This is a genomic window from Streptomyces sp. NPDC050528, assembly GCF_044457795.1.
Lineage (GTDB): Bacteria > Actinomycetota > Actinomycetes > Streptomycetales > Streptomycetaceae > Streptomyces.
Genome location: NZ_JBITHH010000017.1, coordinates 12,080 through 26,591, shown reverse-complemented (window position 1 = coordinate 26,591; position 14,512 = coordinate 12,080). Strand labels below are relative to the sequence as shown.

15 protein-coding genes are annotated in these 14,512 nt (G+C 69.9%); 10 read left to right on the top strand and 5 right to left on the bottom strand.

The annotated features are described in order from the left end of the window. Positions 1 to 445 precede the first annotated feature (445 nt). Positions 446 to 1,723 (top strand): serine--tRNA ligase, encoded by a 1,278-nt coding sequence (serS, locus tag ACIBK4_RS42930; protein ID WP_399004302.1) that lies wholly within the window; start codon positions 446 to 448, stop codon positions 1,721 to 1,723. After that, positions 1,720 to 2,523 carry an HAD family hydrolase gene (locus ACIBK4_RS42925; protein WP_399004300.1) on the top strand — a complete coding sequence of 268 codons (804 nt, stop codon included), beginning with the start codon at positions 1,720 to 1,722 and terminating at the stop codon, positions 2,521 to 2,523. The genes serS and ACIBK4_RS42925 overlap by 4 nt, the downstream gene beginning before the upstream one ends. Positions 2,524 to 2,833: 310 nt before the next feature. On the opposite strand, the gene ACIBK4_RS42920 is transcribed toward ACIBK4_RS42925, so the two are convergent. The 5 genes from ACIBK4_RS42920 to ACIBK4_RS42900 all read right to left on the bottom strand — a co-directional run bounded on the left by ACIBK4_RS42920 (position 2,834) and on the right by ACIBK4_RS42900 (position 6,669). After that, complete coding sequence (locus tag ACIBK4_RS42920; protein ID WP_366435075.1) at positions 2,834 to 3,073, bottom strand: hypothetical protein; 240 nt, start codon at positions 3,071 to 3,073, stop codon at positions 2,834 to 2,836. 78 nt (positions 3,074 to 3,151) lie between these two features. Further along, positions 3,152 to 3,871, bottom strand: a complete 720-nt coding sequence (locus ACIBK4_RS42915; protein WP_399004297.1) for an ABC transporter permease — start codon at positions 3,869 to 3,871, stop codon at positions 3,152 to 3,154. An 11-nt stretch (positions 3,872 to 3,882) separates the two neighbouring features. Next, positions 3,883 to 4,794: an ABC transporter ATP-binding protein gene (locus ACIBK4_RS42910; RefSeq protein WP_033285489.1), complete on the bottom strand. Its 912-nt coding sequence runs from the start codon at positions 4,792 to 4,794 to the stop codon at positions 3,883 to 3,885. After that, on the bottom strand, positions 4,791 to 5,699 hold the full coding sequence (locus tag ACIBK4_RS42905) for an ABC transporter permease (RefSeq protein WP_399004295.1): 909 nt from the start codon (positions 5,697 to 5,699) through the stop codon (positions 4,791 to 4,793). The genes ACIBK4_RS42910 and ACIBK4_RS42905 overlap by 4 nt, the downstream gene beginning before the upstream one ends. Further along, positions 5,689 to 6,669 carry an ABC transporter ATP-binding protein gene (locus ACIBK4_RS42900; protein WP_399004648.1) on the bottom strand — a complete coding sequence of 327 codons (981 nt, stop codon included), beginning with the start codon at positions 6,667 to 6,669 and terminating at the stop codon, positions 5,689 to 5,691. The genes ACIBK4_RS42905 and ACIBK4_RS42900 overlap by 11 nt, the downstream gene beginning before the upstream one ends. 246 nt (positions 6,670 to 6,915) lie before the next feature. Between ACIBK4_RS42900 and ACIBK4_RS42895 the strand changes: the two genes are divergently transcribed. The 8 genes from ACIBK4_RS42895 to ACIBK4_RS42860 all read left to right on the top strand — a co-directional run bounded on the left by ACIBK4_RS42895 (position 6,916) and on the right by ACIBK4_RS42860 (position 14,479). Then, on the top strand, positions 6,916 to 7,758 hold the full coding sequence (locus ACIBK4_RS42895; RefSeq protein WP_399004293.1) for a M24 family metallopeptidase: 843 nt from the start codon (positions 6,916 to 6,918) through the stop codon (positions 7,756 to 7,758). Next, complete coding sequence (locus ACIBK4_RS42890; protein WP_399004291.1) at positions 7,755 to 9,512, top strand: SDR family oxidoreductase; 1,758 nt, start codon at positions 7,755 to 7,757, stop codon at positions 9,510 to 9,512. Before ACIBK4_RS42895 ends, ACIBK4_RS42890 begins: the two co-directional genes overlap by 4 nt. Then, entirely contained in the window at positions 9,509 to 10,396 is an 888-nt protein-coding gene (locus tag ACIBK4_RS42885) for a metal-dependent hydrolase (RefSeq protein WP_399004289.1), read from the top strand. The genes ACIBK4_RS42890 and ACIBK4_RS42885 overlap by 4 nt, the downstream gene beginning before the upstream one ends. Further along, on the top strand, positions 10,393 to 11,352 hold the full coding sequence (locus ACIBK4_RS42880) for a MerR family transcriptional regulator (protein ID WP_399004287.1): 960 nt from the start codon (positions 10,393 to 10,395) through the stop codon (positions 11,350 to 11,352). Before ACIBK4_RS42885 ends, ACIBK4_RS42880 begins: the two co-directional genes overlap by 4 nt. A gap of 122 nt (positions 11,353 to 11,474) precedes the next feature. After that, positions 11,475 to 12,023 carry an RNA 2'-phosphotransferase gene (locus tag ACIBK4_RS42875; protein ID WP_399004285.1) on the top strand — a complete coding sequence of 183 codons (549 nt, stop codon included), beginning with the start codon at positions 11,475 to 11,477 and terminating at the stop codon, positions 12,021 to 12,023. Positions 12,024 to 12,088: 65 nt separating this feature from the next. Next, entirely contained in the window at positions 12,089 to 12,547 is a 459-nt protein-coding gene (locus tag ACIBK4_RS42870; RefSeq protein ID WP_399004283.1) for a hypothetical protein, read from the top strand. Between the two features lie 42 nt (positions 12,548 to 12,589). Then, positions 12,590 to 13,492, top strand: coding sequence for an LLM class flavin-dependent oxidoreductase (locus tag ACIBK4_RS42865; RefSeq protein WP_399004281.1), 903 nt, complete (start codon positions 12,590 to 12,592; stop codon positions 13,490 to 13,492). A gap of 99 nt (positions 13,493 to 13,591) precedes the next feature. Further along, positions 13,592 to 14,479 (top strand): Cof-type HAD-IIB family hydrolase, encoded by an 888-nt coding sequence (locus ACIBK4_RS42860; protein ID WP_399004646.1) that lies wholly within the window; start codon positions 13,592 to 13,594, stop codon positions 14,477 to 14,479. The last annotated feature ends 33 nt before the right edge of the window (positions 14,480 to 14,512 follow it).

Genomic DNA, 14,512 nt, shown 5'->3' with positions numbered 1-14,512 from the left:
GACAAATCTCCCTACAGGCCGTCGACGCGTCCACCGGCGCGTAGGTCACTCTTCGTCCACCTGTTTCCTTCGAGCAATCCTATGGAGCGACGCATTTCCACCCGAAAGTGGGTGGGAGTCGCGTTTGGGACAGGAATTACCCGTCTCGCGAAACCTCCCGGAAATGATCACTTCCGATGTCCACAGATCTTTCGCACACCCTGTGGATAACTCTTCCGGGATGTGGATTCCTGTGGACAACCGCGACCTCAAGTCCCGTTTCCCACAAGGGATTCGAGTCAACAGGCCGCCGCACGCCTGCCCCGTTCCAGGGAGCGGGACGCCTTTTCATTGACACGCGCCGACCCATAAGAACACTCTGCGCAAATGCCTCATAACTATATGTAAGCCGCAGTTCGGAATACCGAGTCGTGAGCCGGAACTCCGCACCGGTAGCCTGGTCCGCGTGATTGACCTTCGCCTGCTCCGTGAGGACCCCGACCGTGTGCGCGCGTCCCAGCGCGCCCGTGGAGAGGACGTCGCGCTCGTCGACGCCCTCCTCTCTGCCGACGAGCGGCGCAGGTCGTCCGGCGTCCGCTTCGACGAGCTGCGCTCCGAGCAGAAGGCGCTCGGCAAGCTCATCCCCAAGGCCTCCGGCGACGAGAAGGCCGAGCTGCTCAAGAAGACGGGCCAGCTCGCCGCCGACGTCAAGGCGGCCGACGCCGAGCAGCACGAGGCGGACGAGGAGACCAAGCGCCTCGCGCTCCAGCTCGGCAACCTCGTGCACCCCGACGTGCCCGTCGGCGGCGAGGAGGACTTCGTCGTCCTGGAGACGCACGGCACGATCCGCGACTTCGCCGCCGAGGGCTTCGAGCCCAAGGACCACCTGGAGCTCGGCGAGGCGCTCGGCGCCATCGACGTCGAGCGCGGCGCCAAGGTGTCCGGCTCGCGCTTCTACTACCTCACCGGCGTCGGCGCCCTCCTGGAGCTGGCGCTCGTCAACGCGGCGATCGCGCAGGCCACGGAGGCCGGCTTCGTCCCGATGCTGACCCCGGCGCTGGTCCGCCCGCGCGCCATGGAGGGCACCGGCTTCCTCGGCCAGGCCGCGGAGAACGTGTACCACCTGGAGAAGGACGACTACTACCTGGTCGGCACCTCCGAGGTCCCCCTCGCCGCGTACCACATGGACGAGATCCTCGACGCCGACAAGCTCCCGCTGCGCTACGCGGGCTTCTCCCCGTGCTTCCGCCGCGAGGCCGGCACCTACGGCAAGGACACGCGGGGCATCTTCCGCGTGCACCAGTTCGACAAGGTCGAGATGTTCTCGTACGTCCTCCCCGAGGACGCGGAGAACGAGCACCAGCGGCTCCTGGACTGGGAGAAGCAGTGGCTGTCCGCCCTCGAACTGCCCTTCCAGGTCATCGACGTGGCCTCGGGCGACCTGGGCTCGTCGGCGTCCCGCAAGTTCGACTGCGAGGCGTGGATCCCGACCCAGGGCAAGTACCGCGAGCTGACCTCGGCCTCCAACTGCGACAGCTTCCAGGCCCGCCGGCTCTCCGTCCGCCTGCGCGACGGCAAGAAGGTCCAGCCGCTGGCCACGCTCAACGGCACGCTGTGCGCCGTACCGCGCACGATCGTGGCGATCCTGGAGAACCACCAGCTGCCGGACGGTTCCGTGCGCGTGCCCGAGGTGCTGCGTCCGTACCTGGGCGGCCGGGAGCTGCTGGAGCCGGTCGCCAAGTGAGCACCGGCTTCCCGTACAAGCTGATCGCGACCGACCTCGACGGAACGCTTCTGCGCTCCGACGAGTCGATCTCGCCGCGCACCCGTGCCGCCCTCGCGGCGGCCACGGAGGCCGGCGCCGCGCACATCGTGGTGACCGGCCGCGCGGCCCCCTGGACCCGGCACATCCTCGACGACCTCGGCTACGAGGGCCTCGCGGTCTGCGCCCAGGGCGCCCAGGTCTACGACGCCGGGGAGCACCGCCTGCTGACCTCGGTCACCCTGGACCGTCAGATCGCCGGGCTGGCACTCGCCAAGATCGAGGCTGAGGTCGGCCCGCTGTACCTGGCGGCGAGCCGGGACGGCCTGGACGGCGCCGTGCTGGTCGGCCCCGGGTACACGGTCACGGGAAAGCTTCCCGCGACCCCGTTCACGGACGCGTCCGATCTGTGGAGCGCACCCCTGAACAAGATCTACATCCAGCACCCGACCCTCACGGACGACGAACTCGCCGAGGCGGCCCGCGAGGCCGCGGGCGGCTTCGTCGGGGTCGCGATGGCGGGCGCGGGCATCGTCGAGCTGCTCCCGCTCGGCCTCTCCAAGGCCACGGGCCTGTCCCTCGCGGCCCGCCGCCTGGGCCTGAAGGCCGCCGACACGATCGCCTTCGGCGACATGCCCAACGACATCGCGATGTTCGCGTGGGCGTCCCACAGCGTGGCGATGGCCAACGCGCACGACGAGCTCAAGGCTGTGGCGGACGAGGTGACGGCGTCCAACGAGGACGACGGCATCGCCGTGGTGCTGGAGCGGTTGCTCGCGTAGGTGTGGGCAACCGCCCCAGCGCAGAATGCCCCCGGCAGCGGGGGCGAAAGGGAAGGCGGCCCACGCGATAATGAGTCGCGTGCTCGAAGCGGCCGCCCCGGGCAGCTCCCCGTGGTGGGCGACTCGACGGAGGGTAACTACTCCGGAGACCGCCGCGGGCTGCCCTGAAGGGAGTTGGACGTCCTGTCGTGCATCGACATCGTCCAGCTCCTCTCCCAGTCAGTGGCGCCGGCTGATCCGACGTCGACACAACAACTGTGCCTGTACGCCGAGTTGGACGCCACCGAATTAACCCGCGGCCGAACTGCCGCTACCGCCGCCGCCACTTACGCCGCCGTGCCTTACTGAAGAACCACCCAGCAGGCGGCTCGTCGGAACGCCAAGGCTGCGGCTCAGGAGACTCCGCGCGCCAGCGCGCCGCGAGCATCCGCGCCCGGGCCGACGGCTCGGCCGTCTCGGCGGACCGTATGAACTCGTCGTCCAGGACGAGCTTGTCCCAGCCGTCCCCGGACTCCGCCTGTCCGCCGCCGTACGTCGCCTCTCCGGCCATCCCCGTCCTCCTAGCCATGCGTCCCGTTTGCCCAGTGTGCCCGGACAGAGATGAAGCCCCCGTCAAGATCAGGACCTGTCATTCCTCGCCGGCCAGCTTCAGCGAGCGCAGCTTCTGTCCCGCGTACCAGGTGGCCGCCACGGTGACCACGACGAGGAACACCGTGGCCGTGGTCAGTCCGACGTCCGAGGTGACCAGGTCACCGCCGGCCACCTTGTGGGCGACGGCCAGGGACCACTGCTGGACGCTCAGCGTGCGGGCGCCGGCGACCAGGGAGCCGAACAGGGCTTCCCAGACGAGGGCGTAGACGAGTCCGAAGACCACCGCGTGCCGGGAGACCGTGCCAAGCAGCAGGAAGAGTGCCGCGTAGGCGATGGAGGCGACCAGGGCGGCCACCGTGTAGGCGACGGCGATCTGCTGGCCGTTGCCGTTCAGGATGAGCCCGGAGATCAGCATGGGCACGGCCGAGAACACCATGGTGACGCCGACCGCCACGATCAGCTTGGTGAAGATGATCGTGGGCCGCTTCAGCGGCTTGGACAGCAGGTACACCACGGAGCCGTCGTCGATCTCCGGTCCGATCGCGCCGGTGCCGGCGATGACCCCGATGATCGGCACCATCGTGGCGAGCCCGAGCCCGCCCAGGACGTCGACCGCGGTCTGGTCGTCGGCGCCGGTGAGGGAGCGCACCACTACGGAGATCAGGATCAGCAGCATGGGCAGGGCGCCCAGGATGAGGGCCCGGCGCCGGCCGAGCAGGGCCCGGTAGGTGAGTCGGGCGACTGTGGGGTCGTACATCTCTTGGCCTCCTACGCCGCGACGAGATACGAGAAGACGGACTCGAGGGACTCGTCGGACGGCGAGACCGTGAGCAGCCGGATGCCGTGGTCCTTGGCCACCCGGGGCAGCAGGACCGTGAACCGGCCGAAGTCGACGGCCTGGATGCGCAGCGCGCCCTCGGCCAGGTCGACCTCGATGCCGGACGTCGACGGGTCGGCGATCAGCGCGGCCGCGAGGGCGCGGTCGTCGCTGGAGCGGACCAGATAGCGGTGCGGGCGGTCGGTCATCAGGCGGCGGATCTTGCGGAAGTCACCGCTGGCCGCGTGCCGTCCGGCCACCACCACCTCGATGTGCCAGGCGAGTTGCTCGACCTCTTCGAGGATGTGGGACGAGAACAGCACCGTGCGGCCCTCGTCGCCCATCCGCCGCAGCAGGTCCATGAGCTGCATGCGCTGGCGCGGGTCCATGCCGTTGAACGGCTCGTCGAGGAGCAGCAGCGAGGGATCGTGGACCAGGGCGGACGCCATCTTCACGCGCTGGCGCATGCCCTTGGAGTACGTGGAGATCTTGCGGTCCTGCGCGTACTCCATCTCGACCGTGGCGAGCGCCTTCTGGGCCGCCTTGGCGCCGAGACCGTGCAACTCGGCGTTGGCCACGACGAATTCGCGTCCCGTGAGGAAGTCGTACATCGCCTCACGCTCGGGGACGATGCCGATGTGCTTGTAGATCTGTTCGTTGCGCCAGACCTGCTGGCCGTCGAGGGTGACGGTGCCGGTGGAGGGGGCGAGGAAGCCGCCCATCATGTTGATGAGGGTGGACTTGCCGGCGCCGTTGGGGCCGAGGAGTCCGGTGACTCCGGGGCCGACGTTCATGGTGATGTCGTTGACGGCGACCACGTTGCCGAACCAGCGGGAGACGTGGTCGATGGAGAGCGTGGTCACAGGCCCACCTTCCGGTAGCGGCGGATCAGGAGGCCGTAGGTCGCGGCGATGAGGCCCAGGACGGCGAGGACGTAGACGACGCCTTGCGCGTGGCTGGGGCCGACGCCTCCGGGGAAGGCCGAACTCGCGCCCAGGAAGGCCGACTGCAGGCCGCCGATGAGCGTGACGGGCGAGAAGAGGCCGATCCAGGGGATGGCGCTCGTGGAGTTCTGCGCGTCGGCGATCGCCTGAAGGGTGGAGACGGCGCCGGAGGAGATGGTCAGGACGGCGATGATGGCCGCGATGCCGAAGCCCCGGCGCGGGGTGATCGCGGCGATGACCAGGCCGATGCCGGAGAAGAGCAGCGAGAGGAGGGTCACGGAGACGAGTCCCTGGGCGAAGCCCTTGGTCTGGTCGGCAAAGTCCAGCTTGGCGAGCAGGGCGCCTACGTAGAGCACGATCAGCGGGGCCCCGGTGAGGATGAGCATGGCCGAGGCCAGGGCCGCGAACTTGGCCCTTACGTAGTCGGCGGTCTCGATCGGCCGTGAGAAGTACAGCGGCACGGTCTTGAAGCGCAGGTCGCGCGAGACCGACTGGGGTGCCTGCGAGGCTACGTAGAGGCCGATGACGGCCTGCATGATGATCGCGTAGCGGGTGTAGGAGACCGGCAGGTCGTGGGCCTTCGTGGCGACCGCGACGGCCACCATGATGGCCGCGGGCAGGCACATGACCACGAACAACAGCATCGGCAGGACCTTGGACTTCACCGAGCGGCCGAGGCCGTAGGAGCCGCGCAGGGACTGCGAGTAGAGCGAGCGGCGGGCGTAGGCGCGGCCCAGGCGGGGGCCGTCGTAGTGGCGGTAGCCGATGTTGTGGATGCGGGTCTGGTCGCCCGGCTGGGGGACCAGGGGCTGGTCAATTGCCATGGCCTACGGCCTCCTTCCGCTCTGCGTCGTGGTCGGTGCCCGTGTCGGCGTCGGTGAAGACCTCGGCGATGTGGTGCCTGCGCTGTTCCATGCGCACCAGGCCGAGGCCGAGGTCCGCGATCGCGTCCCGGACCACGTCGTACGTCTCCTCGCCCGTGGCGGTCAGGAGGAGGACGTGGCCCGCGCCCGGCAGGCCGCTGCCGTCGTGGGTGTCCACCCCGCGCGCGTGGAGCGCTTCGCGTACCGCGCGGGTGCCGTCCGGGTGCTCGTCGGTGTCGGTGACCTCGATCGCCAGGGTCGTCGTGGTCTGGGTGAAGTCCGTGGTGGAGCTGGAGCGCAGGAGCTTGCCGCCGTCGACCACGATCACGTGGTCGCAGGTGCGCTCCAGCTCGCCCAGCAGGTGCGAGGTCACCAGCACCGAGATGCCGAAGTCCGTGTGGATACGGCGGATGAGGCCGAGCATCTCGTCGCGGCCGACCGGGTCGAGGCCGTTGGTCGGCTCGTCCAGGAAGACCAGCTGCGGGTCGTGGACGAGGGCCTGCGCGAGCTTGACACGCTGCTTCATGCCCGTCGAGTAGCCGCCGATGGGGCGGTAGCGCTCCTCGTACAGCCCGACATGGCGCAGGGTGTCCGCGGTGCGCTCGCGCGCCGCGGTGGGCGGAAGTCCGGACATGCGCGCCATGTGGACGACGAACTCGGTGGCCGAGACGTCGGGCGGCAGACAGTCGTGCTCCGGCATGTACCCGACGCGCTCACGGATGTCGGCACCCTTGGTGGCGACATCGAGGCCGAGCACTTCGGCTCGGCCCTCGGAAGCGGGGGACAGACCCAGCAGGATCTTGATCAAGGTGGACTTGCCGGCTCCGTTGGCACCGACGAGCCCCGTCACACCGGGTCCGACGTCCACGGAGAGCCGGTCAAGCGCGGTCACCCGTGGGAACCGCTTGCTCAGGCTTTCGGTCGCGATCACAGTCACGTCTACGAAGGTAGTGACGCGGGCCACCCCGGTCGTCACCCCGCAGAGCTGTCCTCACGTCAGACTCCAGACGTACGGGTCCGTAGGGGATCCCCTGCTTGAGAGCTACCCAGCGTCACCCTCGCAGTTATCCACAGGTAGAGATCACCCCTATTGACGGAGCCTCTAACAACTGTCACATTCACGAGTGTCAAGTTACGAGCACGTACCGCAGTCGGTGTGGACAGGTGGGGCGGTGGCATGACTACGGCGGTGACACGCGAACTCTCCCAGGAATTGCGGGGGTTCAGAGAGGTCCAGCGGCTGGCGTACGAGTGCGCCGAGGCCGTCGCGGCCCGGCTGGAGCCCGGGGTGAGCGAGCGCGACGCGGCGCGGATGCAGCGGTCGTGGCTGCGCGCGCGGGGCGTGAGCGACTGGTTCCATCTGCCCTTCGCCTGGTTCGGCGACCGCACGGCGTTCACCAACTTCCGGGTGCCGCTGCAGTTCTTCCCCACGGGCCGCCGGCTGGAGCCCGGGATGCCGTTCATCCTGGACATGGCCCCCGTGTACAAGGGCTTCACGGCCGACATCGGCTACTCGGGCTCCCTGGGCGCCAACCCGGTGCAGGCCAGGCTGATGGCCGACCTGGAGGCACACCGCGCGCTGCTCCTGCGCGAGGTGCGCGAGCGGCGCCCGCTGCGCGAGATCTACGAGGACGTGGACCGCCTCATGGTCCGCCAGGGATACGCCAACCGGCACCGCGCCTACCCCTTCGGCGTGATCGCCCACAAGGTCGACCGGGTCGCCGAACGCCCTTGGTCCCCCCGGCTGTTCGGGTTCGGCACGCAGTCCCTGAAGGGCCTGGCGAGCGACGCGCTGCACGGCCACCGCGACGGCTGGTCACCGCTCTGGTCGCCGTACCGCTTCTCCGACCATCCCCCGCACCCGGGCCTGTGGGCGGTCGAACCGCACCTCGGATTCCGGGGCACGGGCGCCAAGTTCGAGGAGATCCTGGTCGTCACCGACTCCAGGGACCCCGAACAGAGCGCCTTCTGGCTCGACGACGATCTGCCGCACGTGCGGCGCTGGGCGGAGGACAAGTGACGCTTGAGGGTGCGCGCGAGCGCTGGGTGCGGACCGGCGGAGTCGAGCTGTGCGTGGCCGAGTTGGGGGACCCCTCGCGCCCCACGGTCGTCCTGGTGCACGGCTACCCCGACAGCAAGGAGGTGTGGTCCGAGGTCGCGTCCCGCCTCGCGGACCGCTTCCACGTCGTCCTCTACGACGTCCGGGGCCACGGCCGCTCGACGGCCCCGCAGCCGCTGCGGGGCGGGTTCACCCTGGAGAAGCTCACGGACGACTTCCTGGCGGTCGCGGACGCGGTCAGCCCGGACCGGCCCGTGCACCTCGTGGGGCACGACTGGGGCTCGGTGCAGTCCTGGGAGTTCGTCACCGTCGAGCGCACGGTGGGCCGGATCGCCTCCTTCACCTCGATGTCCGGGCCGTCCCTCGACCACTTCGGGCACTGGATCAACAAACGCCTGACCCGGCCCACCCCGCGCCGCGTCGGCCAACTCCTCGGCCAGGGCGCCAAGTCCTGGTACGTGTACCTGCTGCACACGCCCGTGCTGCCCGAACTCGCCTGGCGCGGCCCCCTGGGCAAACGCTGGCCGAGGATCCTGGAACGCGTCGAGAAGATCCCCCGCGGGGACTACCCGACGTCGTCCCTTCCCCTGGACGCGGCCCACGGCGCCTGGCTGTACCGCGACAACGTCCGGGCCAGGCTGCGCAGGCCACGCCCCGACGCGTACGCGCACGCGCCCGTGCAGCTCGTCACACCCCTGGGGGACGCGTTCCTCTCCGAGAAGCTCTACGACGAACTGGAGCTGTGGGCACCGGGGGCGGTACGCCACACGCTCCCGGCCAAGCACTGGATCCCGCGCACCCGCCCCGACCAACTGGCGTCCTGGATCACGGAGTTCATCACCACCCATGAGGGCGAGCGCCCCAGGTCGACGCCGGCGACCGGCAAGTACGTCGAGCGGTTCGGCGGACAGCTCGTGCTGGTCACGGGCGCGGGCAGCGGCATCGGGCGGGCCACGGTGTTCGCCTTCGCCGAGTCCGGCGCGCGCGTGGTGGCCGTCGACCGGGACACGGAAAGTGCCGCCCGCACCGCCGAGCTGGCCCGGCTGATCGGCGCCCCCGAGGCCTGGGCGGAGACGGTCGACGTCTCCGACGAGCAGGCCATGGAGAAGCTCGCCGCGAAGGTCGCCGCCGAGTACGGCGTGGTCGATGTCCTGGTGAACAACGCCGGAATCGGACTCTCCGGTTCCTTCTTCGACACCACCCCGGAGGACTGGAAGAAGGTCCTGGACGTCAACCTGTGGGGCGTGATCCACGGCTGCCGCCTCTTCGGGAAACAGATGGCCGAGCGCGGCCAGGGCGGCCACATCGTCAACACGGCGTCGGCGGCGGCCTTCCAGCCCTCCAAGGCACTCCCCGCCTACAGCACCTCCAAGGCGGCCGTGCTGATGCTCAGCGAGTGCCTGCGCGCGGAACTCTCCGGGCAGGGGATCGGCGTCTCGGCGATATGCCCCGGCCTCGTCAACACCAACATCACCGCGACCGCACACTTCGCCGGGGTCGACGCCGCCGAGGAGAAACGACGCCAGAAGAAGTCGACGCGCCTCTACGGGCTGCGCAACTACCCGCCGGAGAAGGTCGCCGACGCGATCCTGCGGGCCGTCGTCCGCAACGAGGCCGTCGTGCCCGTCACCCCGGAGGCGCACGGCGCCCATCTCATGTCCCGGTTCGCCCCGCGCGCGTTGCGCGCGATGGCCCGCCTGGAGCCGCCGCTGTGACCTCCGAGAGCGAGCGGCACGCGATCGCCCCGCGCCGGGTCTCCTTCGACTGGTCGCGCACGCCCCTGCACTGGATACCGGACGAGCCGACCGCCACCCACGTCGTCAACGTGCTGCATCTGCTGCTGCCGGCGGGGGAGCGGTGGTTCGTGAAGGTCTTCAAGGAGGGCCTGCCACTGGTCAGGGACCCCCAACTCCTCGCGGACGTCAAGGGGTTCATGGGCCAGGAGGCCACCCACAGCGTCCAGCACGCGCACGTGCTGGACCATCTCGCGGCCCAGCGGCTCGACACCGCCGCCTTCACCCGGCACGTCGACTTCCTCTTCGAACGGCTCCTCGGCGAACGCCCGCCGCTCGGCGCGCCGTTGCCGGAACGGGAGTGGCTGCGCTTCCGGCTGGCGGTCGTCGCGGCGATCGAACAGTTCACGGCGGTCCTCGGCGACTGGATCCTGGCCGCCGACGCCCTCGACCGGTCCGGCGCCGACGCGATCATGCTCGACCTGCTGCGCTGGCACGGCGCCGAGGAGGTCGAACACCGCGCGGTGGCCTACGACATGTTCCAGCACTGCGGCGGCCACGGCCTCCCCCGCTACGCCCGCCGCGTCGCCGGCATGGCGGTCACGGCGCCCGTGATGCTCTCCCTGTGGGCCTGGGGCACGGCCTACCTGATCCGCCACGACCCCCAACTCGCGGGCCGCATCCGCTACTCGCTCGCCGAACACAACAAGGCCGTACGCAAAGGCCTGTTGCCCACCTGGCGTTCCCTCGGTGCGGCCGTCCCGCGTTATCTGCGGCGCTCCTACCATCCGTCGCGGGAGGGGTCGTTGAGCCGGGCGGTGGAGTACCTGAAGCGCTCACCGGCGGCACGGGCGGGGGCTGCGTGAACTCCGGGTCGGGGTCGGGCCCCCACGAGGTCGCCTACCGCATCGAGGACCTCGCGCAGCTCAGCGGTGCCACCGTCCGGACGATCCGTGCCTACCAGGACCGCGGTCTGCTCCCCCGCCCCGAGCGGCGCGGCCGGGCCAATGTGTACGCCGACGTCCATCTCGCCCGGCTCCGGCAGATCGCGGACCTGCTCGACCGCGGCTACGGTCTGGCCTCCATCAAGGAGTTGCTGGACGCCTGGGACGCGGGCCGGGGGCTGGGCGGGGTGCTCGGGCTGGCCGCCGAGGTCGACGGGCCGTGGACCGACGAGCAGGCGGTCCGGATCTCGCGCGCCGAGCTGGAGCAGCGCTTCGGCGGCAGCCCGGACGACGCGGCCGTCGCCGAGGCCGTCGAACTCGGCGTCCTGGAGCCGGTCCCCGGAGACCCCGACTCCTTCCTCGTCCCGAGCCCCCAAGAGCTGGCGGTGGCCGTCGAGTTGTACGCCTCCGGGGTCCCGCTGCCCGCGATCTCGTCCCACCTAAGGGAGTTGAGGGTGCAGGTCGAGCACATCGCCGCCCGTTTCCTGGAGTTCACCACCGAGCACGTCTTCGCCCGCTACCTCGACGGTTCGCACCCTCCGACGGACGCGGACGCCACCGAGGCGGCCTCTCTCGTACGACGGCTGCGGCCCCTCGCGCAGCAGACGGTGGACGCCGAACTCGCCCGCGCGATGCGCCTGTTCGCCAACCGGTCGCTGCGCCGGCACCTCGGTACGGCGGAGCCTTCGCGATCCGGGTCCTCGTCACGTTCCGTGGCTGTGCCCGAGACGACAATGCGGGCCGTGGAGGGGTTGGTTGGTCCGGCGAGGGCGGCCAAGTTCATCGCGTTGGCGGCTGAACGGGAGCTGCGGGCAAGGGCGTTGGATGCGCTCATGCCAAGGGGTGGGCCCCCAGCTGATCTTGACGAACAGGGCTGACATGACAGGGAGTTATCCACAGAAACGCCAATTCCCCTGTGGATAACTACAGTTGGTTGTGGATCAAACATCGGCCGCAAAATAAAATGCGTGATCCACGTCTCTCCCGTCATGCTGACCGGATGGATGAAAGACGCACCGTGAAGGTGTCGAAGTACCTCTCCAAGCATCTGCGTCACCAGCCCGAGCGGATCGGGCTCACGCTCGACGAGGCCGGCTGGGTCGAGATCGACACGCTGATCGCCGCCTGTGCCGCGAACGGGTTCCGGTTCACCCGCGAGGAACTCGACCATGTGGTGGCCACGAACGACAAGCGCCGCTTCGCGGTCGAGGGCACCCGGATCCGCGCCAGCCAGGGCCACAGCATCGAGGTCGACCTGGGACTGCCCCCGGCCACCCCGCCGCCGTACCTCTTCCACGGCACGGTCGCCCGCAACCTGGACGCGATCCGGGCCGAAGGGCTCCGGCCCATGAACCGGCACGCCGTCCACCTCTCCGCCGACCGGGAGACGGCGACCCGTGTCGGCGCCCGCCGCGGCCGGCCCGTCGTGCTCTCCGTGGACGCGGGGGCCATGCACAAGGACGGTCACGTCTTCCGGGTCAGCGAGAACGGGGTGTGGCTCACGGAGGCCGTACCCGTGCGGTACCTGCGGTTTCCCGAGGCGCACTGACCCTGCACCGCCCGAGCGGTCGAGAAGTGCCGCCTCGGTATGGCCCCGGCCGCACCACCCCGGGCATGATCAGTGGTATGGACCACTTCCACAGCACCGAGGCCGCTGTCACCGCCCTCCGCGCCATCGCGGCGGAGTACGCGCGGGAGATCGAGGTCACCCATGACATCGGCGCCGACCAGACCTCGCGCCGCACCTCCGCGGGTTTCGGCGTCACCACCGACCCGGACGGTTCGCTCCCGCACGAGGCCTTCGTCGAGTTCGGCGGACTGCCGCAGGTGAGCGTGCGGCTCTACCCGGAGGACGACGCCCTGATCACGGTCGACAGCATCGACTGCCCGGACGTCGACCGCGACGACGTCGCCGCCTTCGTCCGCTCGGTCTTCGACGGCCTCGCCTACGTCAAGACCCGGACTTTTCCGCCCAGTTGCCGCCTGGTCGTCCCGCTGCCCGGCGACCGGACGCACCAGGAGTGGATCTCGATGATCACCCTCACCCCGTGGCTCAACAGCCGCATACGGTGACGGTTTCACGTGAAACACGGACAGCCGCCTAGCCTGGAAACCATGAACCTGCGTCTGAGCACCGTGATCCTCCCGTACCTCCGCTGGAACGAGGGGAGCCGCAAGTCCTGGCAGCGCGCGGAGCAACTCGGCTTCCACACCGCTTACACCTACGATCACCTGTCCTGGCGCACCTTCCGGGACGGCCCGTGGTTCGGTGCCGTACCGACGCTGACCGCCGCTGCGGCCGTCACCGAGCGGATGCGGCTGGGCACCCTCGTGACCTCGCCGAATTTCCGGCACCCGGTGACCCTCGCCAAGGACCTCATCACCCTCGACGACGTCTCGGACGGCCGGGTGACGCTGGGCATCGGCGCGGGTGGTACCGGGTTCGACGCCACCGCACTCGGGCAGGAGCCGTGGACCCCGCGTGAGCGTGCCGACCGGCTCGGGGAGTTCGTCCCGCTGCTGGACCGGCTGCTCACCGAGGACTCGGTGTCGTACGTGGGGGACTTCTACTCGGCGCACGAGGCACGCAACATCCCGGGCTGTGTGCAGCGACCCCGGCTGCCCTTCGCGGTGGCGGCCACCGGGCCCCGTGGGCTGAAGCTCGCCGCTCAGTACGGGCAGGCGTGGGTGACCACCGGCGACCCCAAGCTGTTCGACAACGGAACCTCCGAGCAGTCGGTTCACGCCATCCGCGGGCAGGCCGAGAAGCTGGCCGACGCCTGCGCGGCGATCGGCCGGGACGTGGCCGGGATCGACAAGATCCTGCTCACCGGTTTCACCCCGGACCGCGGCCGTCCGCTGGAGTCCCTCGACGCCTTCGTCGACTTCGCGGGCCGGCACCAGGAACTGGGCTTCACCGACATCGTGATCCACTGGCCGATCCCGGACTCCGACTTCGCCGCCGACGAGAAGGTCTTCGAGCAGATCGCCATGGAGGCGCCGAGCCAGCTCCGCTGAGCCGGTACCCGGGCCCGTGCCAGGACCGTGGAGCACAACGGCCCTGGTAGGGGCGGTATCCACTCACCTGTGCACACACCCGCACAGCCGTGCGGGCATATGCGGGAGAATGGCCCGGTGACCTCAGCTACTCGACAGCCCGAGACCCCGGCTTCCGCCGTCCCGCCACGGCTGATCGCCACCGACCTGGACGGCACTCTGCTGCGCGACGACAAGTCGGTGTCCCCCCGCACGGTGTCCGCCCTGGCGGCGGCCGAGGAGGCGGGTATCGAGGTCTTCTTCGTCACCGGCCGCCCGGCCCGCTGGATGGACGTCGTCAGCGACCACGTCCACGGCCACGGCCTGGCGATCTGCGGCAACGGCGCCGCCGTGGTCGACCTGCACGGCGGCCCCGGCGCCCACCGCTTCGTGAAGGTCCGCGAACTGGCCCGGGAGAACGCCCTCGACGCCGTCCGCCTGGTCCGCGAGGCCGCGCCCGGCACCGTGTACGCGATCGAGCAGACCTACGGCTTCTACCAGGAGCCGGCGTATCCGAAGCTGCACATGGAGATCCCGGACAACCTCGCCACCGCCGAGAAACTCCTCGCGCCGGACGCCCCGGGCGCCGACGAGCCGGTACTGAAGATCCTCGCGTTCCACCCCGAGCTGGACCCTGACGTCTTCCTGAACGTCGCCCGCCTCGCCCTCGGCGACCGCGCGAACGTCACCCGCTCCAGCCCCAGCGCCCTGCTGGAGATCAGCGGGCCCGGCGTCTCCAAGGCCAGCACCCTCGCCCTGTGCTGTGCGGAGCGCGGTATCGCGCCCGAGGAGGTCGTCGCCTTCGGGGACATGCCGAACGACGTCGAGATGCTCACCTGGGCCGGGCAGTCGTACGCCATGGGCAACGCGCACCCCGCCGTACTCGCCGCGGCCTCCGGACGGACCGTCGACAACAACGAGGACGGTGTCGCGGTCGTCATCGAGCGGATGCTGACAGAGCGGCCGTAACGAGCACTGTCCTGGAGCGCGGTCCTTACCCGT